Here is a 23,569-nt window from a genome sequence, read left to right on the forward strand (position 1 = left end):
GATAGCGCTATGTCAGAGCAGATCCAAACCGACGTCCGGCGCACACGACTGCCCCGGGCGCTGACCCCGTTCCGGCACCCGGCATACCGCCGACTCGGACTCGCACTCACCCTGAACGTCTTCGCGCAGGGCGTGTGGGCCGTCGCGATCGTGTGGGAGGTCATCCGCATCGGGGGCGGACCGAGCGAACTGTCCGTCGTGACGGTCGCCGGTGCCGTCGGCCTGCTCGTGCCAGCCCTTCTCGGGGGCGTTGTCGCCGACCGCATTCCGCAGAAGCGCATTCTCGTCGGCGTCGCGATGGTCGAAACGGCGTGCATGGGAATCGTCGCGCTGCTGTCGTGGACTGACCTGACCGAGATCTGGCATCTCGCCGTCATCGCATTCACGACCGGCGTGGCGATGGCGTTCTACTATCCGGCCTACACGGCCTGGCTGCCCGCCCTCGTGCCAGCGGAAGACCTGTTGGCGGTCAACGGTTTTGAGGGTGTCGTCCGGCCGACGATCGGAAACGCGATCGGCCCCGGCGTCGGCGGTGTCGTCGTCGGTGCGGCGACTTCGTCGGCGGCGCTCGGCGTTGCCGCCGCGTCGAACCTCGCCGGCCTTGCGATCCTCACGCTTGTTCCGCTCACCGCACTACGCCGGGACCTCGGCACCGCGAACAGCGGAAACGCGATCACGTCAGCCCTGTCCGACGTTCGCGAAGGCTTCGCCTACATGATGCGAACGCCGTGGCTACTCGCCACACTGCTGGCCGCGTCGATTCTCGTACTCGCCGTGATGGGTCCGATGGAAGTGCTCATCCCGTTCCTCGTCAAGGACAAGCTCGGCGGCGGACCCGACGACCACGCGATCGTGATCGCTGCGTTCGGAATCGGGGGTGCACTCGGCGCCCTGGTGATGGGCTCGCTCAGACTTCCACGGCGGTATCTGACCTTCATCAACCTCATGTGGGGTGTCGGCTGCCTACCGTTCATCGTCATCGCGATGGCACCGAGCGTCTGGGTCGTCGCCGGAGCTGCGGCCGTCATCGGTGCAACCTTTTCGGCACCGATGGTCGTGTGGGGAACGCTTCTGCAGCAACGAGTTCCGCCGGAGCTGCTGGGCCGGGTGTCGTCGCTCGACTTCTTCGTGTCCATCAGCTTGATGCCGGTGTCGATGGCCCTCGCCGGTCCGGTGTCGGCTGCCATCGGCATGACCACGACATTCGTCGTCGCGGCGATTGTTCCCATCGTGGTTTCCGTTTCGGCCATCCTTCTCGCGAGACTCCCACAGGACGAACTGGCGAACCCCCTGACCTAAGCTGGGCGCGTGACCGAGAACCGCCTGTACTTCCGTCAGCTCCTGGCCGGCCGCGACTTCGCCCTCGGCGACCCGATCGCGACTCAGATGCGCAATTTCGCGTACCTGATCGGCGACCGGGAAACCGGTGACTGCGTCGTCGTCGACCCGGCCTACGCCGCTCAGGATCTGATCGACGTCGCTGCCGAAGACGGCATGAACGTCTCCGGCGTGCTCGTGACCCACCACCACCCGGACCACATCGGCGGCTCGATGCTGGGCTTCAACCTCAAGGGCCTGGCCGAACTGCTCGAGACAACGCAGGTCGCGGTACACGTCAACGAGAACGAAAAGCCCTGGGTGGCAAGGGTTACCGGCATCGCGGAGAGCGAATTGACGGGACATTCGCACCGCGACAAGATCTCCGTCGGCGCAATCGAGATCGAACTCCTGCACACACCAGGTCACACGCCGGGTAGCCAGTGCTTCCTGCTCGACGGCCACCTCGTCGCGGGCGACACACTTTTCCTGGACGGCTGCGGACGCACCGATTTCCCGGGCGGCGACTCCGATGAGATCTACCGAAGCCTCCAGAACCTGGCGGCGCTCGAGAACGATCCCGTCGTATTTCCGGGGCACTGGTACTCCCCCGCGCCCTCGGCGAAACTGTCCGAGGTTCGCGGCTCGAACTACGTATTCCGCCCGAAATCGCTCGCCGATTGGCGCGCCATGATGGGCGGATAAACCGTCGTTATTGGATGACGTTGTCGCACGCGAAAACGATGTCGAACGACTGAGTCATCGTTCCGTCGTCGCTCATGTTCATGCCCATATTGGACATATCCATGCTGGCCGAAGTGCCTTCGCCCTTGACGGTGTATTTCTTCCCGCTGACGGTGACGTCGGCATGGCCGGCTGAACTCATTCCACCGGCCTGGCCATACGCGAGGGCGTAGGCGCCGCCATTCACACCGCCCTTCGAACCTGCGAGGGTCACCGCGCTAACGGTCTTTCCGTCGGCGTTGAGCGTTGCCCCGACGGAGAACTTTCCGTACTTGCCGTTGTTCTCGTCAGCAAGTGTCAAGGCAATGGCATTGCCCTGCTTGGCGCATGTGACGGAATACGAACCCGAAACATCCTGGCCGTCGATGGACACCTTCGAATTACTCGAGGCGCTCGAACATCCGGCCACAGCGAGCAGCGCAGCCAAAACTGCAACTCCACCAGGAATGGTGTTCCGCATGTTCGAGTTCCTCACGACGGCGAGATATTTAGTGCGATCTAAGCACCGCCGAGGGAACTCGAACTGAAATGACGCGATTTTAAATTAGTGAATCTTCATCATCCAGTTGTGGGTGTCGGCGAAAAGGCCACGCTGAATTCCCGTGAGGGTATCGCGAAGTGCCATCGTCACATCGCCGGTGGCACCACCAGCGATAGCGAATTCACCGTCCGCCGACTTGACCCATCCGAGCGGGGTGATGACCGCGGCAGTTCCGCAGCCGAAAGCCTCGGTGATTTCGCCTGACGCAGACTTTTCCTTGAGTTCCGCAATCGAAATCCGTCGTTCTTCGACCTCGAATCCGGCGTCCGCCGCGAGCGTCAACAGACTGTCGCGCGTAATGCCGGCAAGCAGCGAACCCGACAGTGCCGGAGTCACGAGCTTGGCATCGCCACCCGAACCGTAGACGAAGAACAGGTTGTTGGTGCCCATCTCTTCGATCCACACGCGCTCGATTCCATCAAGCCAAATGACCTGGTCACAGCCCTCATCGAGCGACTGCTGCTGGGCCAACAGCGACGCCGCGTAGTTGCCCGCGAACTTCGCCTCGCCGGTTCCACCGGGAACCGCACGGACATATTCCGTCGAGACCCACACCTTGACCGGTTTCACGCCGCCCTTGAAGTACACACCTGCCGGAGACGCGAGCACCATGTAGCGGTAAGTCGACGACGGCTTGACCCCGAGACCGACCTCCGTGGCGAACATGAACGGACGCAGGTACAGAGCGTCCTCGCCACCGGCCGCCGGAACCCACTCGTGGTCAACCGCGAGGAGCTGCTTGATCGACTCGATGAACAGCTCGGTCGGGAGCTCGGCCATCGCCATGCGGCGCGCAGAGCGCTGGAAACGCTCGGCATTCGATTCGATGCGGAAGGTCGCAATGCTGCCATCGGGCTGGCGGTAGGCCTTGAGCCCCTCGAAGATCGCTTGGCCGTAGTGCAGAACGAACGAAGCCGGGGACAGTTCGATCGAGCTGACCGGCATCACCTGAGCGTTGTGCCAGCCCTTGTCGACCGAGTAGTCGATGCTGACCATGTGGTCGGTGAAGTACTTACCGAATCCGGGATCGGCCAATACCTTCGCCCGGTCCTCCGCAGACAGCGGCGAGGGATGCGGGACACGGGTAAACGCGATCGTCATGGCGAGGATTCTAGTCAAAGATCGCGAATGCCTCTCGCCGCCCTTACTTCGTGCGAACGTCCACGAACGGGGGCCGGACGACCTCGCACTCGAGGCTTCGACCGCGAACGTCCACCTCGACTCGATCTCCAGGCTTCAGCCCAGCGGCAGAGTCCAGCAACGCCAACGCAATTCCGACTTTGAGGGTGGGCGAGAACGTTCCGGACGTGGTCTCGCCGACCACGTCGTCGCCGCGCTTGACCGTGAGGTGCGCGCGCAACACACCGCGACCGACGGCCTTCAGACCGAGCAGCGTTCGCTTCACACCGGCGGACTTCTGGGCGGTGAGTGCGTCCTTGCCCCAGAACGCGTCTTTACCCCACCCGATTGCCCAGCCGACGCGCGCCTCTAGCGGCGAGATGTCCAGCGAAAGGTCCTGCCCGTGGAGTGGATACCCCATCTCCGTGCGGAGGGTGTCACGCGCTCCCAGCCCAGCGAGCTCGGCACCTTGAGCCTGTAGCGCCCGAAAAACTCTCTCGGCACGGTCCCATGGCGGTAGCAGTTCATATCCATGTTCGCCGGTGTACCCAGTTCGGCAGACGCGCACCGGAATCCCCTCGAACTCGGCGTCGGCGAATGCCATGTACTCCATGTCGGTCGGCAGGCCCAGAGCGCCGACGACCTCGGCCGACCTGGGGCCCTGAACCGCAAGAACGGCGTACTCCCGGTGCTGGTTGGTCACCGTGATTCCGTCTGGAGCAGCGGCCTGCAGCTTTGCGACAACCGCCGCCGTGTTCGCGGCGTTCGGGACGAGGAAGATCTCGTCCTCGGAGACGTAGTACGCGATGATGTCGTCGAGGACGCCCCCATTGTCGACGCAACACAGTGTGTACTGCGCCTTACCTGGACCAACCTTGTCGAGGTCGTTGGTGAGCGCCGAGTTGACGAAGTCCTTCGCGCCCGGCCCCTTGACCAGCGCCTTTCCCAGGTGGCTCACGTCGAACAAGCCCACCGACGTCCGCGTCGCATTGTGCTCAGCGACGGTGCCGGCATAGCTGACCGGCATCGACCAACCGCCGAACGGCGCGAACGTCGCCCCGAACTCGGTGTGTACGGCGTTGAGTGGTCCCTGGAGAAGCTCGGCGTCGCCCATGGCGTGAAGGTTAGCGAACGAGTACCGCGAGAACCGCCGCACTGCCGATACGGTGAGTCCGTGAATTCGCGGTCAGTCACCCAGTGCATCGCCCTCGGTGCGGGCGGCGGCCTGCTCGCCGTGTCCTTGAAGCCGCAGTGGACCCTTCTCATGCCCTGGGATTCGACAGCTGTCGCCATCGCGATCGCAGCCGCGATCTGCGCACTCTTCGCGCACCAACCCCGTTGGCTTCAAGGTGGCGCAAGTGCCGGGATCGCCCTACTCATAGGCCAGCAATTCGTCCTCACAAGTGTGAATCTCGGCCTCTTCGGAGTCGCTCTTTTACTCGGTTGCCTCGCCGGTTTGGCGAGGTCGCCAGAACTGCAATGTGCGCTCGGCGCAGGCGTGATGCTCGGGATGGCGCTCGATGGTGCCCGGCTCGGGATGCCACGGCGCTACGCCGACTACGAGCCGTCGCACAGCTTCTGGTCGGGTTCAACGGAGGTCGCGGGCCTCGTTCTCGCGGGCATCACCCTGATCGCGTTGCTGTGGGCGAAGTGGTCCGGAGGAAAACAGGCAAGTGCACAAGTTCTTGCGGTGTGCGTAGCGCTGCCGCTTGTGGTTCTGTTCGAGACCCAGCTGATGCACTCGACCATCTTCGCGGTAGTGGCCGCCGCAACGCTCATCGCTGCCGCATTTCTGCTTCCCGGTAGTTCCGGGCTCGTCGTCTTGGCCGGCGGGACGATTGCGATCGCACCGTTCAGGTCCGCATACCCTTCCCCCGTTCTTGCCCTGGCGCTATGCGTGGCCATCATCGCCGGGCTCGTTCTCGGACGACGATGGCCGCACGTCCCGACCGGAATTGTCGTTGTGGCACTGGCCGTTTCACCCGCACTGCTGAGCATGAACGGGCTCGCGACCGTCGCTCTGCTGATTGGCGCGCTCGGCGCGGCATACGCATTCGCCTCGGCGGTGGACGTGCCTGCGGCGGTCCTCGCCGTCGGAATCGCAGTCCCGTTCTTCCCGACCGTGGTCGAGCGCGTGAACTTCGGCTGGACGGCCTACACGCCACTCACGGACCTGCCGACGCACTTTACGATCCTGACGAATGGCTGGCTCCCTGCACTGATTCTGGCGGCGTACGCCGGCGCCGCGTTCGTTCTCACGCGACTCCGGTGACCCAACCCACATACGATCGAGCCTGCCGAGCACGACGAGAGGATCTACTTTGACTGCCATCCGCCCCACGATCAACGCCGGATTCCCCGAGAACCACCCGGACGTCCTGATCATCGGCATCCGGAGCAACGACGAGGGCATCGAGATCGCGACTCCGGTCAACGGTCTGCCGGAAGACCTCGCTGAGCAGCTCGCCGCCGTCGGCGCAAAGGGCACGGCCGAAGAGGTCACCCGGATTCCCGGGAACGGCGACTACAAGAGCATCCTCGCGGTCGGCGTGGGCGACACCGACGAAGCTGTGCGCAAGGCAGCCGGCGTCGCAGCACGTGCGCTCAAGGGTGGAACCGCGTGCTCCGCGCTCGGCGAACTCGACGTCGAAGCCGCCGTGGTCGGCCACTACCTCGGCGCGTACAGCTTCACCGAGTTCAAGACGGGCGACTCGAAGGAGCCGCCGTCGATCTTCATGCTCACCGAAGAAGACTCCGAGGACGCCGTCGCGCGCGGACTCATCATCGCCGAAGCGGTCGCGGCCACCCGCGACTTCGTCAACACTCCGCCGAGTCACCTATACCCTGCCGAGTTTGCCTCGCGCGCAAAGGTTCTCGCCGAGGAAGCCGGGCTTGAGGTCGAAGTCCTCGACGACGAACAGCTCATCGACCGCGGATATGGCGGCATCATCGGCGTCGGCAAGGGCTCGTCGCGCCTCCCCCGCCTGGTGCGGATCACCTACCAGTACTCAGACGATGCGCCCCTCGTGGCGCTGGTCGGCAAGGGCATCACCTTCGACACCGGCGGCATCTCGATCAAGCCGGCCGCGAGCATGGACGTGATGACCTGCGACATGGCCGGGGCTGCCGCGGTCATCGCGTCGATCGTGGCCGCAGCGAAACTCGGCGTGAAGGTCAACGTCACCGCGACGGTCCCGATGGCGGAGAACATGCCGTCGGGAACGGCCCAGCGGCCGGGCGATGTGCTCACCCAGTATGGCGGCACGACCGTCGAAGTCCTCAACACCGATGCCGAAGGTCGACTGATTCTCGCGGACGCCATTGTTCGTGCGTGCGAGGACGACCCCCAGTACCTCATCGACACCGCCACGCTGACCGGTGCGCAGCAGGTCGCGTTGGGTAACCGCACGCCGGGCGTCATGGGCACGACCGACTTCCGCGACCGCGTGGCCCGGATCTCGCAGAGTGTCGGGGAAGGTGGCTGGGCCATGCCGCTACCGGAAGAACTGCGCTCCGACCTCGACTCCAAGGTCGCTGACCTGGCCAACGTCACGAACCACCGCTACGGCGGCATGCTCTCGGCTGGATTGTTCCTCAAGGAGTTCGTCCCCGAGGGCGTCGAGTGGGCGCACGTCGACATCGCGGGACCGGCGTACAACACCGGCGGACCGTGGGGCTACACCGGCAAGGGCGGCACCGGCGTTCCCGTGCGGACGATTCTCGCGGTGTTGGAGGACATCGCGGGAGCCTGACCCGCTGCCGTGCACCCTCACGTCCCTTGTCGTTCGACGATTTGGGGCCCTGAGGGTGCAGATCGGCCCCCGACGACCGATCTGCAGGCTTTCAGTCGTCGAGAAGTCGACGTTCGATGATCTTGCGGCGAGCGTCGAAATCCCGCATGCGCTGCGGATACCCGGTTTTGCGCACGTCGTAGACCGGAATCTTCAGCTCAGCGCTCAGGCGTTGCGCGCCGCGCTCACCCACGACGCGGCGCGTCCACTCGCCATCGTGCGCAACGAGAACCGCCGTCACTTCGGTGACGGTGGTCTTCGGCTCGACATAGGCCTCGACGCCGTAATGCGAACGAACCCAATGCTGCAAGTACGCCGCGTCAGCGGCGCTGACGTTCGCCTTGCTTCGCCGTCGTCGAAAGATTCCCACGCATCCATGGTGCCAGCTCCGGCTGTGGGCCTCGTTCGGTGTCTCTGTGCGGTTGCTGTGAGGTCATCCCCGAACGGTTTTGACGTTCCTTCGTGGCGGGTAATCCGATGAGGTGAACAGTCCGGATCGAGAAAAGCAGGTCTGCCGCGCGTGCATGTACGGCCTCGGATTTCTCGTTGCGGCCACGGCGCTGTGCATTGTCTGCGTTGTCTGGGTTGCCAACGACCCGAATACCTGCGCTCTCACAACGACCCCAGGATGTTCGAGAATCGGCTGGGCCACTTTGGTATTCGCGCCGTTCGCGATTCTCCTGCTCGGGAGTGCGGGGGCCGCTATCCAAACCTTCCGGTCCTACCGCAACGGTGATGAATACCAGCAGTGGCACATTGTCATGTGGCTGCTGCTCGTGTGCATGGTTACGTACGTCGGATTCTCCGGCTCCGCATGGGCGGGCGCGGGAATCAACTGAGGCGCTCAGAAGTGGCGAACACGCTTCAGGTGGAACCCGTGATGGACTTCGGAGTGATGCAGCAGCAAGCCGGCCGCACCGAAGAAGACGAACGCCACGAGCGCACTGATCAAGGCCAGTGTCTCTTGTTGGGCGGACGAAGCGACATACGCAACCGGAATGCAGGCCACCGACAACACGAGTGCGGCAAAGCCAAGCCAGCCATCGAGTTCTTGATGCATCGCAAACTCCCTTCCTCTCCATCGTCCTACCCCCGCCGGACCTCGGCAAACGTGACCTCAGCGATGGTTTGCCCGCCTGCAGGTCGGGTACGTCGATTGAGTTGAATCACGACGCAGGGAGGACGACATGTCTGAGCACTCGATCCGGGACGGCGTCCTACACGCGGTCGAGAACGTCGCGGAGACCCTCAAGGAAGGCACGGCCGCAGCGGTCGGCAAGGAAGCCCACCTGGGGAAGGCGTCGTCGCATGGCGCCTCCGTCGCACGGGACATCATGTCGACGAACGTCGAGTGCGCCCGCACGACAGACAGCGTCGCCAGCATTGCGCGGCGTCTGACTGACCTGAACATCGGGTCGATGCCGATCTGCGGCGAAGACGGTCTCTTGCACGGCATGATCACCGACCGGGACATCGTCACGAAGGTTGTCGCGAAGGGCTTCGACCCAGCAGCGACGTACGTCGGTGAGATCACTGAGGATCGGATCGTCACGGTCGAAGCAGACGATCCGCTGTCAGATGTTCTGCGCACGATGTCGGAGAACCATGTTCGCCGGGTTCCCGTGATCGAGAATCGCCGGATCGTCGGAATCGTCGCGCAGGCAGATCTGTCTCGAACGATGACGCATTCGATGGTCGGCGAACTGGTCGAGCAGGTCTCGACGCCTTAGTACCAATAACGCCGTCTCATCAGGTGATATTCGGTCTCGTCGATAAACCACAACACGGCCCCGATGACGACTGCGATGATCCCCAAGGTCCACAGAATCGGCACGGCGAACAAGTATCCGAGGATGAGAAGTACGACTCCCAATGCGAGCATGACAACCTCCTGAGCGTCATGAATTGGGTTCCCCGACACTGGAATTTCTAACTCGTCAGAGGACTTCGGTCCCGTCGGGTGCGGGTGCCGCTACGGTTCGACGTCCGGTTCCTCTTCCGCCAGACGCTCGTCAAGGGATTCGTGCTCACTGACGTCGTCGCGACGGGTCTGCGTCACGGACGACCAACCTTCGGCGGGGTCCATCCCCTCCTCGAGCGGGTCGACACCGAGTGCATCTTCGTCGAGGTCTTCGGCGGTTTCGTGATCCGGGCGACCCGGATCGTGCAGCGGATCAGTCATTTGTGCTCCTCAGCCGACCGCCAAAGCGCGGCGGCGTTCGATCGCCTTCGCATACACAGCCGCCGTCCGTCGGGCGATTGTGTGCCATCGATAATGCGACGTCACCATCGCGCGACCTGCGGATCCCATGCCGGCCGCCGCGGTCGGATCGTCGAGCAGTTTTTTCAGGGCCGTGGTCAACGCGTTCCGGTTGCCCGGCGGGACAAGGAATCCAGTGACTCCGTCGCGCACCGTGTCCTTGAGCGCACCGACGGCCGCCGCAACCATCGGACGACCGCACGCCATCGCCTCGAGCGACACCATGCCGTACGGCTCGTAGTGCGGAGTGCAGGCAACGACGTCCGCTGACCGCAGAACATCCGGCAGCTGCGAATGTGGAACCCGTCCCAACAGCGTCAGCCGATGATCGACGCCGACGGACTTGGCCAACTCACGCAGCCGCCTGACCTCGCGATCGTCTTTGAGTCCGCCTTCCTGCGGTTCCCCGACCAGCGCCAACTCGGTACGCGGGAGATCCTCGAGTGCCAGGACGAGTTCGTCGAAACCGTTCACCGGAACGAGGTCACCGACCGCAACGATGCGCTGCTTCGACGACTTTGCGGCGTCCCCGACCGGAGTGAACATCCCGGTGTCGACGCCATTCGGAATCACCGACGCATAGGTCGGAGATACGCCCAATCGAGCGAGTTCCGCGGCTTCCTCGCGGCAATTGGCGATGATCGCGGACGCGTGATGGGCAATGAAATGCTCGGTCCGCGTACGCGCCCCGGGACTGTGATCGTCGATACCGAGGAATCGCTTCCGCGCCGCACCCAGATCATGGAAGGTGACGACGCTCGGAATCCCCAACGCCTCGGCCGCGCCACAGGTCGCCATGCCCGACATCCAGAAGTGAGCGTGGACGACATCCGGTCGTTCCGCAGACCACCAACTGCGCAGGAAAGCGGCGAATTCCCGCATGTGGGCGTACAGCTGATCACCCGGGATGTGGCTCGGCGGGCCCGCCGGAACGTGGACGACGCGATAGCTCGAGCCATGAAAAACGGTGGGCAGTTGCGGGTCATCTCGACGCGTGAAGATCGTGACGCGATGACCTAGATCGGCGAGAGCCGTCGAGAGGGCTGCTACGTGATCATTGTGACTGCTCGCGGTCGTATTGATGGGTGCCGCAATCGGGCTGCCATGCTCGGAGACGAGTGCGATTTTCATCTCTGACCTCTCCCTATAACCGCATGTAGAGGAGTCGTACCCGGATCGCGTTACCTGAACCAGAAAAGTGTGGGGCAGTTCTCGTTCGCGTTTGGCCGCCGGCGAGCGACGGGTAGCTCGATGAGTGCGCTCCTCAGGGGGAGCGAGCCGCCGGGAGTGGCCTCGCAACGGCGCGAGGTCGCTTCTCGGGGTTATGTTTGCGGCCATTGACCACACTGATGGGTGAACTTCTAACCCAATTCGCGAACGGGTTGGGCGCCCTGCGCCCCGCCGGAATCCGGTTGGTGCAAGGATGGACTCACCCAACGCAACACAATTGTCGAGGAGCTCAAGGATGGCCGTCTCCGTCAACATGCCCGCACTTGGTGAAAGTGTCACCGAAGGGACCGTTACGAGATGGTTGAAGAACGTGGGCGACACAGTTGCCGTTGACGAACCTCTCCTCGAAGTCTCGACCGACAAGGTCGACACCGAGATCCCCTCGCCTGCAGCGGGTGTCCTGACCAAGATCGTCGCGGAAGTGGACGACGTGGTCGAGGTCGGCGGTGCGCTCGGCGAGATCGGCGACGCGGGCGAGGCTGCGTCCTCCGCTCCCGAACCGGCTGACGAGCCCGAAGCGGCGCCAGCCGAGCCAGAACAGAAGTCCGAACCTGAGCCTGAGCCGGAACCCACACCTGCCGCGGCCGCTGCACCGGCATCCGGCGGATCCGGCGAAGGCACCACGGTCTCGATGCCGACGCTCGGTGAATCCGTGACCGAGGGCACCGTGACGCGCTGGCTCAAGGAAGTCGGCGACGACGTCGCCGTCGACGAAGCGCTCGTCGAGGTCTCGACCGACAAGGTCGACACCGAGATCCCGTCCCCGGTCGCCGGAAAGCTGCTCAAGATCATCGCCGAGACCGACGACGTGGTGGAGGTCGGCGGACCGCTCGCCCTCATCGGTTCAGGTGCGGCCGCTGCGGCACCCGCCCCTGAGCCCAAGCCCGAACCGAAGCCTGAACCCAAGCCGGAACCGAAGCCTGAACCGGCACCCGCCGCTGCTGCACCTACGCCTGCGCCGCCCGCGCCGGCCGCGGCTGCTCCGGCTCCGGCTGGCGACGACGTTCCGGACGTCTACGTGACCCCACTTGTCCGCAAGCTCGCCGCCGAGCACGGCGTCGACCTCGCGAGCCTCAAGGGTTCGGGTGTCGGCGGTCGAATCCGCAAGCAGGACATCCTCGATGCCGCCGAGGCCAAGAAGGCGCCCAAGCCGGCGGCCGCCGCTCCGGCTCCGCTCAAGTCGACCGGTCCGGACCTGTCGCACCTGCGCGGCACCGTGCAGAAGGCCAACCGGATTCGCCAGATCACCGCGACGAAGACGCGCGAGTCTCTGCTCACCACCGCGCAGCTCACGCAGACCCACGAAGCGGACCTGACGAGAATCGCCAAGCTGCGCGCCCGCGCCAAGGAGTCGTTCCGGTCGCGTGAGGGCGTCAACCTCACGTTCCTGCCGTTCTTCGCGAAGGCAGCCATCGAGGCGCTCGCCGTTCACCCGAACGTCAACGCGTCGTACGACGAGAACGCCAAGCAGATCACCTACCACGCGAACGTCCACTTGGGCATTGCGATCGACACCGAGCAGGGTCTGCTGTCCCCCGTCATCCACAACGTCGACTCGATGTCGCTCGGCGACCTTGCTCGTGCCATCGCCGACCTCGCGAACCGCGCCCGGACGGGCGGTCTCAAGCCGGACGAGTTGGCTGGTGGCACCTTCACGATCACGAACATCGGTAGCAACGGCGCGCTGTTCGACACCCCGATCCTCGTGCCGCCGCAGGCTGCGATGCTCGGCACCGGCGCGATCGTCAAGCGCCCGGTCGTCGTCGCTGATGCCGACGGCAACGAGGCGATCTCGGTTCGCTCGATGGCGTTCCTGCCGCTCACCTACGACCACCGCCTGGTCGACGGTGCCGACGCCGGACGCTTCATGACGACTGTCCGCCAGCGTCTCGAAGAAGGCGCTTTCGAAGCTGAATTGGGCCTGTAAAGCTTGAGAGTCGCCGTTGCGGGGTCATCAGGGCTGATCGGCACCGCACTAGTAGCCGCACTTCGTGCCGATGGGCACGAAGTCGTGCGGCTGGTTCGACGCATCCCTGCAGCGCGCGACGAATTCCGTTGGGACCCGGAGACCGGTTCCATCGACCGCCGGGCGTTGCGTGGAGCCGACGCGGTGGTCAATCTGTGCGGCGCGAGCATCGACGAACATCGGTGGACCGGCGAATACAAGCAGCACCTGCGAGATAGCCGGATCGATTCGACGGACGTCCTCGCGGACGCCGTCGTCAAGTCCGGTGTCTCGACCCTCGTCAACTCCAGCGGTGTCCACTACTACGGCAACCCGGGCGATCGGGTGCTCGACGAAACCGGTTCGCCTGGCGACGGATTCCTGGCGCAACTGTGTGTCGACTGGGAAGCTTCAACCGAACCCGCCGCGGAGGCCGGCACCCGCGTCGTGTTGCTGCGCTCGGGTGGAGTGCTGTCCCGCCGCGGGGGCATTCTGGGCAAGCTCAAGCCGTTGTTCGTGCTGGGACTCGGCGGTCGCCTTGGCAGTGGCCGTCAATACCTGCCGTGGATATCGCTCGAAGACGAAGTCGCCGCGATCATCTTCGCGATAACCGAAACCTCGGTCCGCGGACCGATCAACCTCGTGGGCCCGGCACCGGTGACCAATGCTCAGTTCACCCGTGCCTATGCGAAGGTCCTCGACCGTCCGGCGAAGTTCGTCGTCCCGGAATTCGCCCTCAACGCAGTGTTCGGCGAGTTCGCTCGGGAAGGCATTCTTGCGGGGCCGCGGGCGATCCCGGCCGCGCTCGAGAAGGCCGGATTCAAGTTCCAGCACAACACGATCGGTGAGGCTCTCGAGTGGGCTGCGAATCGTTAGAGCGTAAGTTCGTAGTGTGACCGTCAGATCAGCGCGCTTGTCGAACGAGCCCATGGTCGTTTCGGAGCTCGGACTCGTCGACTATGTCCCCACCTGGGAACTCCAGCGTCAGACCGCTGATCGGGTTGCCGCCGGAACCGCTCCCGATCACCTTTTCCTGCTCGAACATCACTCCGTGTACACCGCTGGCCGACGCACGGCCGATGACGAGCGGCCGACCGATGGAACGCCTGTCATCGACGTCGACCGCGGCGGAAAGATCACGTGGCACGGTCCGGGCCAACTCGTCGGATACCCGATCATCAAGCTCGCCGAACCCATCGATGTCGTCGATTACGTGCGTCGGCTCGAGGAAGCCCTCATCGCGGTGTGTGCGGAGTTCGGCGTCGACGGCGGCCGCGTCGATGGACGGTCTGGCGTGTGGCTTCCCGGGACGAGCCTCCGACCGGAACGCAAGATCGCCGCGATCGGCGTTCGGGTTCAGCGCGGAGTCACGCTCCACGGATTCGCGATCAACTGCAATTCGAACGTCAACGCATTCGGCGCGATCGTGCCGTGCGGAATCCGGGACGCCGGGGTCACCAGCCTGAGCCTCGAGGCCGGGCGCGCGATTACCGTGGCGGATGTCCTCCCGGTCGCGCAGCGATACGTCGTCGAGGCTCTCAACGGTGATCTTGCCGTCGCAGTTCACGCTGTGGCCCGCGGGTAGGGTGGAGTAATGGTTTCCGCACCTGAAGGCCGCAAACTGCTGCGTATCGAGGCTCGTAATGCGGAGACCCCGATCGAACGTAAGCCGTCGTGGATTCGCACTCGCGCCAAGATGGGCCCCGAGTTCACCGAACTCAAGAGTCTGGTCAAGCGCGAGGGCCTGCACACCGTGTGCGAAGAGGCCGGCTGCCCCAACATCTACGAATGCTGGGAAGACCGCGAAGCCACATTCCTTATCGGCGGCGATCAGTGCACCCGACGCTGCGACTTCTGCCAGATCGACACCGGCAAGCCCGCTGACCTCGACCGCGATGAACCGCGCCGCGTCGCCGAGAGCGTCCACGCAATGGGTCTGCGCTACTCGACGATCACTGGCGTCGCTCGCGACGACCTGCCCGACGGTGGCGCCTGGCTATATGCCGAAACCGTCCGGCAGATCCACGCGATGAACCCGGGCACCGGCGTCGAACTGCTCATTCCCGACTTCAACGCCAAGCCGGACCTGATGGCGGAAGTGTTCGATTCCCGCCCCGAAGTTCTCGCGCACAACCTCGAGACAGTGCCCCGGGTGTTCAAGAGCATCCGGCCGGCATTCCGCTACGAGCGATCGCTCGACGTGATCACCGCCGCACGTGATGCGGGACTCGTCACGAAATCGAACCTGATCCTGGGGATGGGCGAGACTCCCGACGAGGTGGACGCAGCGATGGTCGACCTGCACGACGCGGGCTGCGACATTCTCACCATCACGCAGTACCTGCGCCCCTCCCCGCGCCACCACCCGATTGACCGTTGGGTGAAACCCGAAGAGTTCGTGGCACATTCGGATCGCGCCGTCGAGATCGGGTTCGCCGGTGTCATGTCCGGTCCCCTGGTCCGATCGTCGTACCGCGCGGGCCGCCTCTACGTCCAGGCAATGAATCACCACGGTCGCGCCGTGCCCGAGGAATTGAGCCACCTTGCCGCGGAGGGAACCGCGTCGCAGGAGGCCCGGGCGGTGCTCGCCCGGCAGTAATCGGCGCACCCTTGCAACATGAGCGGGGGCAGTACGAATATCCTGTGAGCATGGCAAAGGGCGCTGGGGATCAATCGAAGGAAGCCAAGGCGGCTGCGAAGGCCGCCCGTAAGGCTGCGTCAAAGGAACGCCGGAAGCAGATCTTCCAGGCGTTCAACATTCAGCGCAAGGAGGACAAGCTCCTCATTCCGCTGATGTCGGCGGCATTCCTCGGCGCGATCGCGATCGTGGTGATCCCGGGGCTGATCTTCGACATCGGCTCGCCGTGGTTCCTCGTCCCGATCGGTGTCCTGCTCGGCGTCCTGTTGGCGTTCATCATCTTCGGCCGTCGCGTGCAGAAATCGGTGTACGGCAAGGCTGAGGGCCAGCCCGGCGCCGCAGCTTGGGTTCTGGAGAACATGAAGGGCCCGTGGCAGGTGCGCAACGCCGTCGCCGCGACGACCCAGATGGATGCGGTCCACCGGGTGATCGGTCGAGCCGGCATCATCTTGGTCGGTGAGGGTGCCCCGCACCGCGTGAAGCCGCTGCTCGCGCAGGAGAAGAAGCGCACGGGTCGACTGGTTGGCGACGTCCCGGTTTACGAGGTCCTCGTCGGCAACGACGCTGGCCAGGTTCCGCTCAAGGATCTGCAGAAGCACCTGCTGAAGCTGCCGCGCAATATCGATCAGAAGACGATGGACTCGCTCGACTCGAAGCTGCAGGCACTCGGCGCTCGCAGCGGACCTGCCATGCCGAAGGGTCCGCTCCCGCCCGGCGCCAAGATGCGCGGTGGAATGCAGCGGACGGTCAAGCGCCGCACCAGCTGACCTCGAAGGCACTGATGGAGCTTGACCCGCGATTTCCGCGGGTCAAGCTCCATTTTCGTTGCGACTGGTGTCGTTCCGCCGTATCCGTAACCTCATCGCCGACACCGTCGACTCGTCAGCGCGTGCGGACGACGGCCGTGCCGCTGAGCCGGTCGTGGAGTCCGCGTCCGTCGATGTCGACGAAGAACGCCGGGACCACGATCGACAGCAGGGCCGAGCGGATCAGCGCTCGGACCAGTCCCACCCGCTCCTCGGCTCCGACTCGCACCACGCGCATCCCGAGCACAAGTTGGCCGGTCGTGAACGAGAAAAGCCAGACGGACACGACCCCCATGAGGGCCCACGTGCCGAGAATCCAGAAGTTCGTGCGCGGATCTTCAAGTTCCTGGCCGAATACCAGGAGCACGATGCCCATCGCGAGGAACCAGTCGATGGCCGTCCCGGCGAATCTCCGCATGACGGGAGCGAGCGAATCGACACCTTCTTCGGGCAGTCCCAGGCGCTTTCCTGCGTACTCGTGCGATTGATCAGCCGCGCTGATGCCGTTTGACATGTTTACAACTTTATTCGGACCCAATGCTGCGCAATCAAAATGCCCGGTCATAGACTCTCCGAGGGTGTGCGCACTGCACTGTGTCGGAGGTAACCGACCTTGGGCAACGCGTAACACCACCGAAACATTGGGTTGACCGCTGGGCAACACCGCGTCCATACGTTCGAACGTGGCGTGACCCTAGTAGTCGCTACATTGCTAGGGAACTCATCCCCGAAGGAGTATCTAGAGTGGCGTTTACCACGGCCGAAGAGGTCGCCAAGTTCATCGCGGATAACAACGTCGAATATGTCGACATCCGCTTCTGTGACCTTCCTGGCGTCCAGCAGCACTTCTCGATCCCGGCCTCAACTTTCACCCCGGAACTGGCTGAAGAAGGTCTTGCATTCGACGGTTCGTCGGTGCGCGGTTTCCAGGCGATCAACGAGTCGGACATGCTCCTGCTCCCGGACGTCTCCACCGCGCAGCTCGACCCGTTCCGGGCCGCCAAGACCCTGAACATCAACTGCTTCGTGCACGACCCGTTCACGCGTGAGGCTTACAGCCGTGACCCGCGTAACGTCGCGAAGAAGGCTCAGGAGTACCTGAAGAGCACCGGCATCGCCGACACCGCTTACTTCGGTCCTGAGGCCGAGTTCTACATCTTCGACTCAGTTCGTTTCGACTCGGGCCCGAACGGTGCCTTCTACGAGGTCGACTCGATCTCGGGTTGGTGGAACACCGGCAACGAGTTCAACGCTGACGGTTCCCCGAACCGCGGATACAAGGTCCGCTTCAAGGGTGGTTACTTCCCGGTTGCACCGTACGACCACTACGTGGACGTCCGCGACAAGATGTCGACCAACCTGATCAACGCCGGCTTCGAGCTCGAGCGTGGTCACCACGAGGTCGGTACCGCTGGTCAGGCTGAGATCAACTACCGCTTCGACACGCTGCTCAAGGCCGCTGACGACCTGCAGCTGTTCAAGTACATCATCAAGAACACCGCTTGGGCTGAGGGCCACACGGCCACCTTCATGCCGAAGCCGCTGTTCGGTGACAACGGTTCCGGTATGCACGTCCACCAGTCCCTCTGGAAGGACGGCAAGCCGCTGTTCTACGACGAGTCGGGCTACGGCGGTCTCTCGGACATCGCTCGTCACTACATCGGCGGTATCCTCAAGCACGCTCCGTCGCTGCTTGCGTTCACCAACCCGACGATCAACTCGTACCACCGTCTGGTTCCGGGCTACGAGGCTCCCATCAACCTCGTCTACTCGGCCCGTAACCGTTCGGCTGCCGTCCGTATCCCGGTCACCGGCACCAACGCCAAGGCCAAGCGCATCGAGTTCCGTGCACCTGACTCGTCGGGTAACCCGTACCTCGCCTTCGCCGCCATGATGATGGCCGGCCTGGACGGTGTGAAGAACAAGATCGAGCCGATGAGCCCGGTCGACAAGGACCTCTACGAGCTTCCGCCCGAGGAGGCCAAGGACATCCCGCAGGCTCCCACCAGCCTCGCCGAGGTCATCAACAACCTGGAGAAGGACCACGACTACCTCCTCGAGGGTGGCGTCTTCACCGAGGACCTCATCGAGACCTGGATCGACCTCAAGCGCACCCAGGAAATCGCGCCGGTCAACCTGCGTCCGCACCCGTACGAGTTCGCTCTGTACTACGACGTCTAAGTCGACGTAAGTCGCTAGGAGTCTTCAAGACCCCCGAGAACTTCGGTTCTCGGGGGTCTTTGCTGCGTCCACCGCCGGATATCGGAGGTTCTTGGTACTCGCGTACAGATTTGCCGCGAGATCGTGCTACTTCCGTGCACGAGCGGTGACAATCCCCGACTTACGGTTGACGCAGTCACCCTATGAACGGTGGATCTGCCATGACTGTCACGAAATTCGTCGTTACCGCTGCATCCGTCGGATGTTTGGCGCTGGCTTCGACTGGTGTTGTTTCGGCCGCCCCGGCGGACGTACGAGTTCAGACGTACGGTCCGGTCATCACTCCTGGCTGGGTTTCGAACGTGTACGGATTCTCCGCGCGCGACATCTGCCGGTTCCTGTTTCCGAGCGATTCCGCTCCGCACAACCAGGTGCTGGCGGCGGGATTGTCGTTGACGTATTCGACAGTGTCGGAGACATTTACCGAAAGTCAGGGAGCGGCCGGTGCTGAGTCGTCCATCTCCGGTGTCCAGAAGCTGACTCACGCGAGCGCCGTCATGGCGCAGTGCCGTTAGCCCTTTCCGCTCTGTTTCGGCGACGCTGATAATTCGCTGATCCGTTTTTCCTGATGAGCCCGCCTCAAAGGCGGGCTCATCAGCGCGTTCGAAACCTAAACACCCTCGGGTGTGCTGATTCCACCCCGGGGTGGCCGACTCCTCACCCCTGGGTCCGTATGGGGATTGGGCGCGAAATTAAACACTTGTTAATGACCGCCTCATCGTCCGACCAGGCGGGGCCGTAAAGGCCAACTTTCCTTTTCAGGAGTCGACATGAGGATCACCCTCTGCGCCGCGTCGCTGACCGCAGCCGCCGCGCTTTTCACCGCTCTGCCCGCAGCCACGGCGGCGCCATCCGCGAAGTCCAGCACCTTTACACCGGAACAGCAGACTTTGCTGAGCCATATCTCTAGCGGCTACAACGCAAGTGATTGCAAACCCGCGGAACGCGAGGACGGGGCAAACTACCTCGCCGTGATCTCTTGCAAGAATCACGTCACAGGTGCCCCGAAAGGCGTCGTCTACTTCCTGTACGACAGCCAGGGGCAGATGGACGCGGACTTTGACGCGACGCTCGACGCCCTCGTACGCGCGGAGAACTGCGGTCAGGCCACCAACCCGGGCACTTGGGGACCAGCGAGCGACAGCGAGGCAGCGCTGGGCCGACTCGGGTGCGGCACCAGCGACGACCACTCGACCCTGCTCTGGACCACGAATTCCACGCAAATTCTCAGCTATGCGGCAGGCACCGATGACATTGACGCCCTCATGACGTGGTGGCGGAAGAACGGCTGACCACAACGCCTTCAGCGTCGATTAGCCTGCGCGGACCGCAGGCTAATCGACATTTCCGATGCAGGTGGCACGCAGGGCGCCTAGCCCATGTGCTGTGACAGGAACTGAATCGCCTGCGGCATTCCGATCACGGCGGCCGACAAGTGGTCCGGAGAGGGCGTCGCCATCTGGTTCACCGACACGCCCTGGGCTCGCCAGCGCTTCATCGTCACGTTGATCGCGTCGACCGGAATGAGCACGTCGGTCGGACTGTGCCACTCGAAGACCGGCACGTTCGGCTTGCCGTCGTACTTCTCGAGACTGTTCTCCGCCAGAATCTTGTGCGTGTTCGGCGCATCGAACAGGGAGAAGTCGTTCGCCAAGCGAGGCGCACTCTGTCCTGCGCCCATGATCAACAGGTCACGCGTGCACGCATTGTTAATCGCGTGACGCAGCTTTCGACCGTCCGCATTGAGTGCAGCCTGCATCGGCAGCATGTCTGGGTATTCGCGCTCGAGACCGATCGCCGCCGCGAACGCGAGGCCGAATGCGGGGTGCGCATTACGGCCGAGGACGTCGGCCATCGTCTGCAGGTTCATCGGCACACCACCGATCGCCGCGCCGACAATCGGGAGCTCCGGAGCGTAGGTCGGCGCGAGCGCCGCTGCCCACGCTGCGGCCATACCGCCACCTGAGTACCCGGTCAGACCGACCTTGCTGTGGTCGAGGTGCAATGGCTCGTAGCTTTGCGCCGCCCGGATCGAGTCGAGCGTGATCTGACCACCGAGCCGAGCTGCACCGTATGCACTGCGCGGTCCGAGGTGGTCCGCGATGACGACCGCCCAGCCCATCTGCAGCGGCAGGTTCATACCCACAGTCACCGCGTCGTCGCGGTCCGGGATGTTGTCGAACATCGTGTGCGACGGCGCGCACTCGAGACCGAGCGAGTTGATGATCGCACCGTAGGACAGCACGGGCCCGTCGGGTTTGTGGTTCGGCGGCACCAGGATCGTCGCGACGGCCGCAATCGGATGACCAGTCGAATCGGTGCTGCGGAATTGCAGCTGAGTCGCCTTCACACCGATCAATCCGAGCGGATCCGGCATGTTCCGCGACTTGAGGACGTCACCCGGCTTGTGGGAATCGAGATTGCCCGGAGCGACATAGAAGTGGTCCGCCAGCGGCGTCGGCATCTCGGGCATCGGCACAGCGCCCGCGGGAGCCGCACTGCCGATCGCAAGGACGCACGCGACCATCGTCGAGGCGCAGGCGACGCGGACTGAAAGGCGACGACCGGCAGATCTAGTGCGGCGCATGACTCGGTAACTCTCCCCCGGTCGAATTGTCATTCCGGCTGAAGACTAAGTCCGTTTGTGACGCACGCCACCATCGACCCGATTACGTTGCGGCAACCCAATGTTCACAATTTGGGTTTCGCGATTCAAGATCAGCGAATCAGACCGTCAACCAGGCCTGTTCCGGACTCGAGGTCCACTAAACGGGCGCGTTCGCTTCCTGCTCTTCCTTGAGCACGCGCGTCAGAATCCGTTCCATGGCTTCCTCAGCCATTCGAGCGTTCTCCCGATCGGTCTGATCCTCTGGGAACCAATCGGAAAGTTGCTCCACGAGCCACGACCGCCATGTGTTCCGAATTCGCTGCGCTTCACTCTCACCGACCGGGGTGACCGTCAGAATGTCGCCGTCTCGGGCGACATATCCAGCGGTTTCGAGCTCGTCATAGAACGGCCGCAGCACTCCCGGTGGAACATTGATCGCCGATTCCAGCCGCGACAGCCGAATTCCACGCCCGAGAATCCGGGATGGCCCGAACACCCGCATGATTCCCCAGGCCTGCGCGTGGGTGAGTTTGGTCTGCGAGCGCTCGATAATCGAAGGGGCGGCGGCCCGGCCGTGCTTCTCGAGGATTCGCCCGATCAGATCTTCGAGCTGGGTATCCGCCTTTGCGCCCTCCGCGATGGCAAATCCCTCGCCGGTTCCCTTGGCGCCCTCCCGCACGATTCCGCGCATCTTCACCTGTGGCAGCAAAATCGCAAAGACCAGCGCGATCATTGCGACCGGAACGACGTACAGGAACATGTGCTGGATCGCGTCGGCGTACACCGTGACGATCGGCGCCTTTTGTTCGGCGCTGAGCGCATGCAATTGTGCCGGCGTCGCAATGTCACTCGGTTTGACCCCGCTGGCCAGCATCGCGCCACCGATGCGCTGATTCAGGTAGTTGGTGTAGACGCTGCCCATCACCGAAGCGCCGAACGATCCACCGATCGTCCGGAAGAACGTGACACCGGAGGTCGCCGTTCCCAGGTCTCGGTACTCCGAGGTGTTCTGCACGATGATCGTCAGGACCTGCATGCTGAGGCCGATTCCGACGCCGAAGACGAGCAAGAACAGCGACTGGGCCCAGAACGGCGTCGACGCATCCATCGTCGACAGTAGGTACGCGCCGATGGCGATCACCGCCGTCCCGACGACGGGAAAAATCTTGTACTGGCCCGTTTTGCTCACGACATTGCCGCTCACCGTCGAGGCGATCAACAGCCCGAAGACCATCGGCAGCATCCGCAAACCGGACGCCGTGGCGGTCGTCCCGATGACGAACTGCATGTAGATCGGAAGGAACGTCATCGACCCGAGCATCGCGAAACCCACGATGAAACTCAGCACCGAGGCAACGGTGAACACACGGTTCTTGAACAGCCGCATCGGGAGAATCGGGTCGTCGACGCGCGTTTCCACGATGACGAAAACCACCAGGGCCACGATCGACGCGATGAACAGACCAATGATCGTCGGCGATCCCCACGCATACTCCGTGCCACCCCAAGACGTCGCCAAAGTCAGCCCGCTCGCACCGAGCGCCACGAAGAGCACGCCGAGGTAGTCGATCTTCGGCTTGCCCCGGCTCGACGTCCCCGGGACGAACTTGGCCGCCATCACGATGACGATGATCGCCACCGGCACGTTGACGTAGAACGCCCAACGCCACGACAAGTGGTCGGTGAACAAGCCACCCAGGAGCGGACCGACTACGGTCGTCACGCCGAATACCGCACCGAGCGCGCCCTGATACTTGCCGCGATCGCGCAGCGGAATCGAGTCGCCGACCAGGGCAGTCGCCGTCACCATGAGGGCGCCGCCGCCGATTCCCTGCACCGTTCGCGCGATGATGAGCCATGTCATCGAATTCGCCAGACCGCAGAAGAACGAACCGATGATGAAGACGACCACCGCGGCTTGGAAGACTCGCTTGCGACCGAACAGGTCACCGAACTTTCCGGCCAGCACCGTGGAGACGGTCTCCGCGAGTAGATAGCCGGTGACGACCCAACTCATATGACCCGCGCCGCCGAGGTCGCCGACGATGGTCGGCAGGGCGGTACCGACGATCGTCTGGTCCATCGCGGACAGCAACATTCCGGTGGCGATCGTGGCGAACACCAGGTTGATCTGTGCGCGCGACAGCGCTGGGGCGTCCTGTTCTTCGACGGCGACCGACATAAGCTCCCCCAACCGAAGTCCTAGAGGTGATTGTGCGCCAACGCGATTGACCTGCGCATCGAGATCACGAATGCACCGGTGCAGATTCGATCGGGTAACACTTCGGCGACCGGTTAGTGAATCCTAAGTAATTTGTGAAACGATGGATTGTCACATCCCGATATCGGA

Annotated in this window: 25 protein-coding genes; 14 read left to right on the forward strand and 11 right to left on the reverse strand. The window is 63.6% G+C overall.

Annotation, left to right across the window (positions count from 1 at the left end; genetic code table 11):
* Positions 1-9: 9 nt before the first annotated feature.
* Together F600_RS0112395 and F600_RS0112400 are read left to right on the forward strand one after the other, a co-directional pair.
* Positions 10-1,299, forward strand: coding sequence for an MFS transporter (locus tag F600_RS0112395; RefSeq protein WP_018160942.1), 1,290 nt, complete (start codon positions 10-12; stop codon positions 1,297-1,299).
* A 9-nt stretch (positions 1,300-1,308) separates the two neighbouring features.
* Positions 1,309-2,022, forward strand: coding sequence for an MBL fold metallo-hydrolase (locus F600_RS0112400; RefSeq protein WP_018160943.1), 714 nt, complete (start codon positions 1,309-1,311; stop codon positions 2,020-2,022).
* A 7-nt stretch (positions 2,023-2,029) separates the two neighbouring features.
* On the opposite strand, the gene F600_RS27945 is transcribed toward F600_RS0112400, so the two are convergent.
* The 3 genes from F600_RS27945 to gcvT form a co-directional block, all read right to left on the reverse strand.
* Positions 2,030-2,521, reverse strand: a complete 492-nt coding sequence (locus tag F600_RS27945) for a lipoprotein LpqH (protein ID WP_018160944.1) — start codon at positions 2,519-2,521, stop codon at positions 2,030-2,032.
* An 84-nt stretch (positions 2,522-2,605) separates the two neighbouring features.
* Positions 2,606-3,703, reverse strand: coding sequence for a branched-chain amino acid aminotransferase (locus F600_RS0112410; protein WP_018160945.1), 1,098 nt, complete (start codon positions 3,701-3,703; stop codon positions 2,606-2,608).
* Between the two features lie 43 nt (positions 3,704-3,746).
* Positions 3,747-4,835, reverse strand: coding sequence for a glycine cleavage system aminomethyltransferase GcvT (gene gcvT, locus F600_RS0112415; RefSeq protein ID WP_018160946.1), 1,089 nt, complete (start codon positions 4,833-4,835; stop codon positions 3,747-3,749).
* A 60-nt stretch (positions 4,836-4,895) separates the two neighbouring features.
* On the opposite strand from gcvT, the gene F600_RS0112420 reads away from it, so the two are divergent.
* Both F600_RS0112420 and F600_RS0112425 read left to right on the forward strand, forming a co-directional pair.
* Positions 4,896-5,993: a hypothetical protein gene (locus F600_RS0112420; RefSeq protein ID WP_060934617.1), complete on the forward strand. Its 1,098-nt coding sequence runs from the start codon at positions 4,896-4,898 to the stop codon at positions 5,991-5,993.
* 49 nt (positions 5,994-6,042) lie between these two features.
* On the forward strand, positions 6,043-7,473 hold the full coding sequence (locus F600_RS0112425) for a leucyl aminopeptidase (protein ID WP_018160948.1): 1,431 nt from the start codon (positions 6,043-6,045) through the stop codon (positions 7,471-7,473).
* A gap of 91 nt (positions 7,474-7,564) precedes the next feature.
* On the opposite strand, the gene F600_RS0112430 is transcribed toward F600_RS0112425, so the two are convergent.
* Complete coding sequence (locus tag F600_RS0112430) at positions 7,565-7,882, reverse strand: hypothetical protein (RefSeq protein ID WP_018160949.1); 318 nt, start codon at positions 7,880-7,882, stop codon at positions 7,565-7,567.
* 112 nt (positions 7,883-7,994) lie between these two features.
* On the opposite strand from F600_RS0112430, the gene F600_RS27950 reads away from it, so the two are divergent.
* A complete protein-coding gene (locus F600_RS27950; RefSeq protein ID WP_156024553.1) occupies positions 7,995-8,351 on the forward strand; it encodes a hypothetical protein in 357 nt (118 codons plus the stop codon).
* 5 nt (positions 8,352-8,356) lie between these two features.
* On the opposite strand, the gene F600_RS0112440 is transcribed toward F600_RS27950, so the two are convergent.
* A complete protein-coding gene (locus F600_RS0112440; protein WP_018160951.1) occupies positions 8,357-8,572 on the reverse strand; it encodes a hypothetical protein in 216 nt (71 codons plus the stop codon).
* A gap of 127 nt (positions 8,573-8,699) precedes the next feature.
* Between F600_RS0112440 and F600_RS0112445 the strand changes: the two genes are divergently transcribed.
* Complete coding sequence (locus tag F600_RS0112445) at positions 8,700-9,242, forward strand: CBS domain-containing protein (RefSeq protein WP_018160952.1); 543 nt, start codon at positions 8,700-8,702, stop codon at positions 9,240-9,242.
* On the opposite strand, the gene F600_RS32010 is transcribed toward F600_RS0112445, so the two are convergent.
* The 3 genes from F600_RS32010 to F600_RS27960 form a co-directional block, all read right to left on the reverse strand.
* A complete protein-coding gene (locus tag F600_RS32010; RefSeq protein ID WP_169518405.1) occupies positions 9,239-9,394 on the reverse strand; it encodes a hypothetical protein in 156 nt (51 codons plus the stop codon). The genes F600_RS0112445 and F600_RS32010 overlap by 4 nt on opposite strands.
* Before the next feature lie 90 nt (positions 9,395-9,484).
* A complete protein-coding gene (locus F600_RS0112455; RefSeq protein ID WP_018160954.1) occupies positions 9,485-9,694 on the reverse strand; it encodes a hypothetical protein in 210 nt (69 codons plus the stop codon).
* A 9-nt stretch (positions 9,695-9,703) separates the two neighbouring features.
* Positions 9,704-10,903: a glycosyltransferase gene (locus F600_RS27960; RefSeq protein WP_018160955.1), complete on the reverse strand. Its 1,200-nt coding sequence runs from the start codon at positions 10,901-10,903 to the stop codon at positions 9,704-9,706.
* A gap of 334 nt (positions 10,904-11,237) precedes the next feature.
* Between F600_RS27960 and sucB the strand changes: the two genes are divergently transcribed.
* Genes sucB through F600_RS0112485 form a run of 5 tightly spaced genes read left to right on the forward strand, consistent with a single transcriptional unit; the run spans position 11,238 to position 16,352 of the window.
* On the forward strand, positions 11,238-12,929 hold the full coding sequence (gene sucB / locus F600_RS0112465; protein WP_018160956.1) for a 2-oxoglutarate dehydrogenase, E2 component, dihydrolipoamide succinyltransferase: 1,692 nt from the start codon (positions 11,238-11,240) through the stop codon (positions 12,927-12,929).
* A gap of 3 nt (positions 12,930-12,932) precedes the next feature.
* Complete coding sequence (locus F600_RS0112470; protein ID WP_026306485.1) at positions 12,933-13,823, forward strand: TIGR01777 family oxidoreductase; 891 nt, start codon at positions 12,933-12,935, stop codon at positions 13,821-13,823.
* 16 nt (positions 13,824-13,839) lie between these two features.
* The gene (lipB, locus tag F600_RS27965) at positions 13,840-14,532 is read left to right on the forward strand and encodes a lipoyl(octanoyl) transferase LipB (protein WP_081628816.1); all 693 of its coding nucleotides are present in this window, start codon (positions 13,840-13,842) and stop codon (positions 14,530-14,532) included.
* A gap of 9 nt (positions 14,533-14,541) precedes the next feature.
* Complete coding sequence (gene lipA, locus F600_RS0112480) at positions 14,542-15,546, forward strand: lipoyl synthase (RefSeq protein ID WP_018160959.1); 1,005 nt, start codon at positions 14,542-14,544, stop codon at positions 15,544-15,546.
* A 50-nt stretch (positions 15,547-15,596) separates the two neighbouring features.
* Complete coding sequence (locus tag F600_RS0112485) at positions 15,597-16,352, forward strand: DUF4191 domain-containing protein (protein ID WP_018160960.1); 756 nt, start codon at positions 15,597-15,599, stop codon at positions 16,350-16,352.
* 115 nt (positions 16,353-16,467) lie between these two features.
* On the opposite strand, the gene F600_RS0112490 is transcribed toward F600_RS0112485, so the two are convergent.
* Positions 16,468-16,905 carry an RDD family protein gene (locus tag F600_RS0112490; protein WP_018160961.1) on the reverse strand — a complete coding sequence of 146 codons (438 nt, stop codon included), beginning with the start codon at positions 16,903-16,905 and terminating at the stop codon, positions 16,468-16,470.
* 230 nt (positions 16,906-17,135) lie between these two features.
* On the opposite strand from F600_RS0112490, the gene glnA reads away from it, so the two are divergent.
* The 3 genes from glnA to F600_RS0112505 all read left to right on the forward strand — a co-directional run bounded on the left by glnA (position 17,136) and on the right by F600_RS0112505 (position 19,903).
* Positions 17,136-18,572 (forward strand): type I glutamate--ammonia ligase, encoded by a 1,437-nt coding sequence (glnA, locus tag F600_RS0112495; protein WP_018160962.1) that lies wholly within the window; start codon positions 17,136-17,138, stop codon positions 18,570-18,572.
* Positions 18,573-18,772: 200 nt separating this feature from the next.
* Positions 18,773-19,126 carry a hypothetical protein gene (locus tag F600_RS0112500; protein ID WP_156024554.1) on the forward strand — a complete coding sequence of 118 codons (354 nt, stop codon included), beginning with the start codon at positions 18,773-18,775 and terminating at the stop codon, positions 19,124-19,126.
* Positions 19,127-19,381: 255 nt separating this feature from the next.
* Positions 19,382-19,903 (forward strand): hypothetical protein, encoded by a 522-nt coding sequence (locus tag F600_RS0112505; protein ID WP_018160964.1) that lies wholly within the window; start codon positions 19,382-19,384, stop codon positions 19,901-19,903.
* Between the two features lie 80 nt (positions 19,904-19,983).
* Here F600_RS0112505 and F600_RS0112510 read toward each other — a convergent pair whose 3' ends face one another.
* Entirely contained in the window at positions 19,984-21,198 is a 1,215-nt protein-coding gene (locus F600_RS0112510) for a lipase family protein (protein ID WP_040631193.1), read from the reverse strand.
* Positions 21,199-21,376: 178 nt separating this feature from the next.
* Positions 21,377-23,401, reverse strand: a complete 2,025-nt coding sequence (locus F600_RS0112515) for an MDR family MFS transporter (RefSeq protein WP_018160966.1) — start codon at positions 23,399-23,401, stop codon at positions 21,377-21,379.
* Positions 23,402-23,569 lie beyond the last annotated feature (168 nt).

Origin of the sequence: Smaragdicoccus niigatensis DSM 44881 = NBRC 103563, from assembly GCF_000380645.1 — a bacterium.
Taxonomy (GTDB): Bacteria; Actinomycetota; Actinomycetes; order Mycobacteriales; family Mycobacteriaceae; genus Smaragdicoccus; species Smaragdicoccus niigatensis.

What these genes read in the sequence shown, in the direction of transcription:
- F600_RS0112515 (WP_018160966.1), bottom strand. Translation starts at nt 23,401, where the DNA reads ATGTCGGTCGCCGTCGAAGAACAGGACGCCCCAGCGCTGTCGCGCGCA.
- F600_RS0112510 (WP_040631193.1), bottom strand. Translation starts at nt 21,198, where the DNA reads ATGCGCCGCACTAGATCTGCCGGTCGTCGCCTTTCAGTCCGCGTCGCC.
- F600_RS0112500 (WP_156024554.1), top strand. Translation starts at nt 18,773, where the DNA reads ATGACTGTCACGAAATTCGTCGTTACCGCTGCATCCGTCGGATGTTTG.
- F600_RS0112485 (WP_018160960.1), top strand. Translation starts at nt 15,597, where the DNA reads ATGGCAAAGGGCGCTGGGGATCAATCGAAGGAAGCCAAGGCGGCTGCG.
- F600_RS0112490 (WP_018160961.1), bottom strand. Translation starts at nt 16,905, where the DNA reads ATGTCAAACGGCATCAGCGCGGCTGATCAATCGCACGAGTACGCAGGA.
- F600_RS0112410 (WP_018160945.1), bottom strand. Translation starts at nt 3,703, where the DNA reads ATGACGATCGCGTTTACCCGTGTCCCGCATCCCTCGCCGCTGTCTGCG.
- F600_RS27945 (WP_018160944.1), bottom strand. Translation starts at nt 2,521, where the DNA reads ATGCGGAACACCATTCCTGGTGGAGTTGCAGTTTTGGCTGCGCTGCTC.
- lipA (WP_018160959.1), top strand. Translation starts at nt 14,542, where the DNA reads ATGGTTTCCGCACCTGAAGGCCGCAAACTGCTGCGTATCGAGGCTCGT.
- gcvT (WP_018160946.1), bottom strand. Translation starts at nt 4,835, where the DNA reads ATGGGCGACGCCGAGCTTCTCCAGGGACCACTCAACGCCGTACACACC.
- F600_RS0112505 (WP_018160964.1), top strand. Translation starts at nt 19,382, where the DNA reads ATGAGGATCACCCTCTGCGCCGCGTCGCTGACCGCAGCCGCCGCGCTT.
- F600_RS27960 (WP_018160955.1), bottom strand. Translation starts at nt 10,903, where the DNA reads ATGAAAATCGCACTCGTCTCCGAGCATGGCAGCCCGATTGCGGCACCC.
- F600_RS0112395 (WP_018160942.1), top strand. Translation starts at nt 10, where the DNA reads ATGTCAGAGCAGATCCAAACCGACGTCCGGCGCACACGACTGCCCCGG.
- F600_RS0112445 (WP_018160952.1), top strand. Translation starts at nt 8,700, where the DNA reads ATGTCTGAGCACTCGATCCGGGACGGCGTCCTACACGCGGTCGAGAAC.
- F600_RS0112455 (WP_018160954.1), bottom strand. Translation starts at nt 9,694, where the DNA reads ATGACTGATCCGCTGCACGATCCGGGTCGCCCGGATCACGAAACCGCC.
- sucB (WP_018160956.1), top strand. Translation starts at nt 11,238, where the DNA reads ATGGCCGTCTCCGTCAACATGCCCGCACTTGGTGAAAGTGTCACCGAA.
- F600_RS32010 (WP_169518405.1), bottom strand. Translation starts at nt 9,394, where the DNA reads ATGCTCGCATTGGGAGTCGTACTTCTCATCCTCGGATACTTGTTCGCC.
- F600_RS0112440 (WP_018160951.1), bottom strand. Translation starts at nt 8,572, where the DNA reads ATGCATCAAGAACTCGATGGCTGGCTTGGCTTTGCCGCACTCGTGTTG.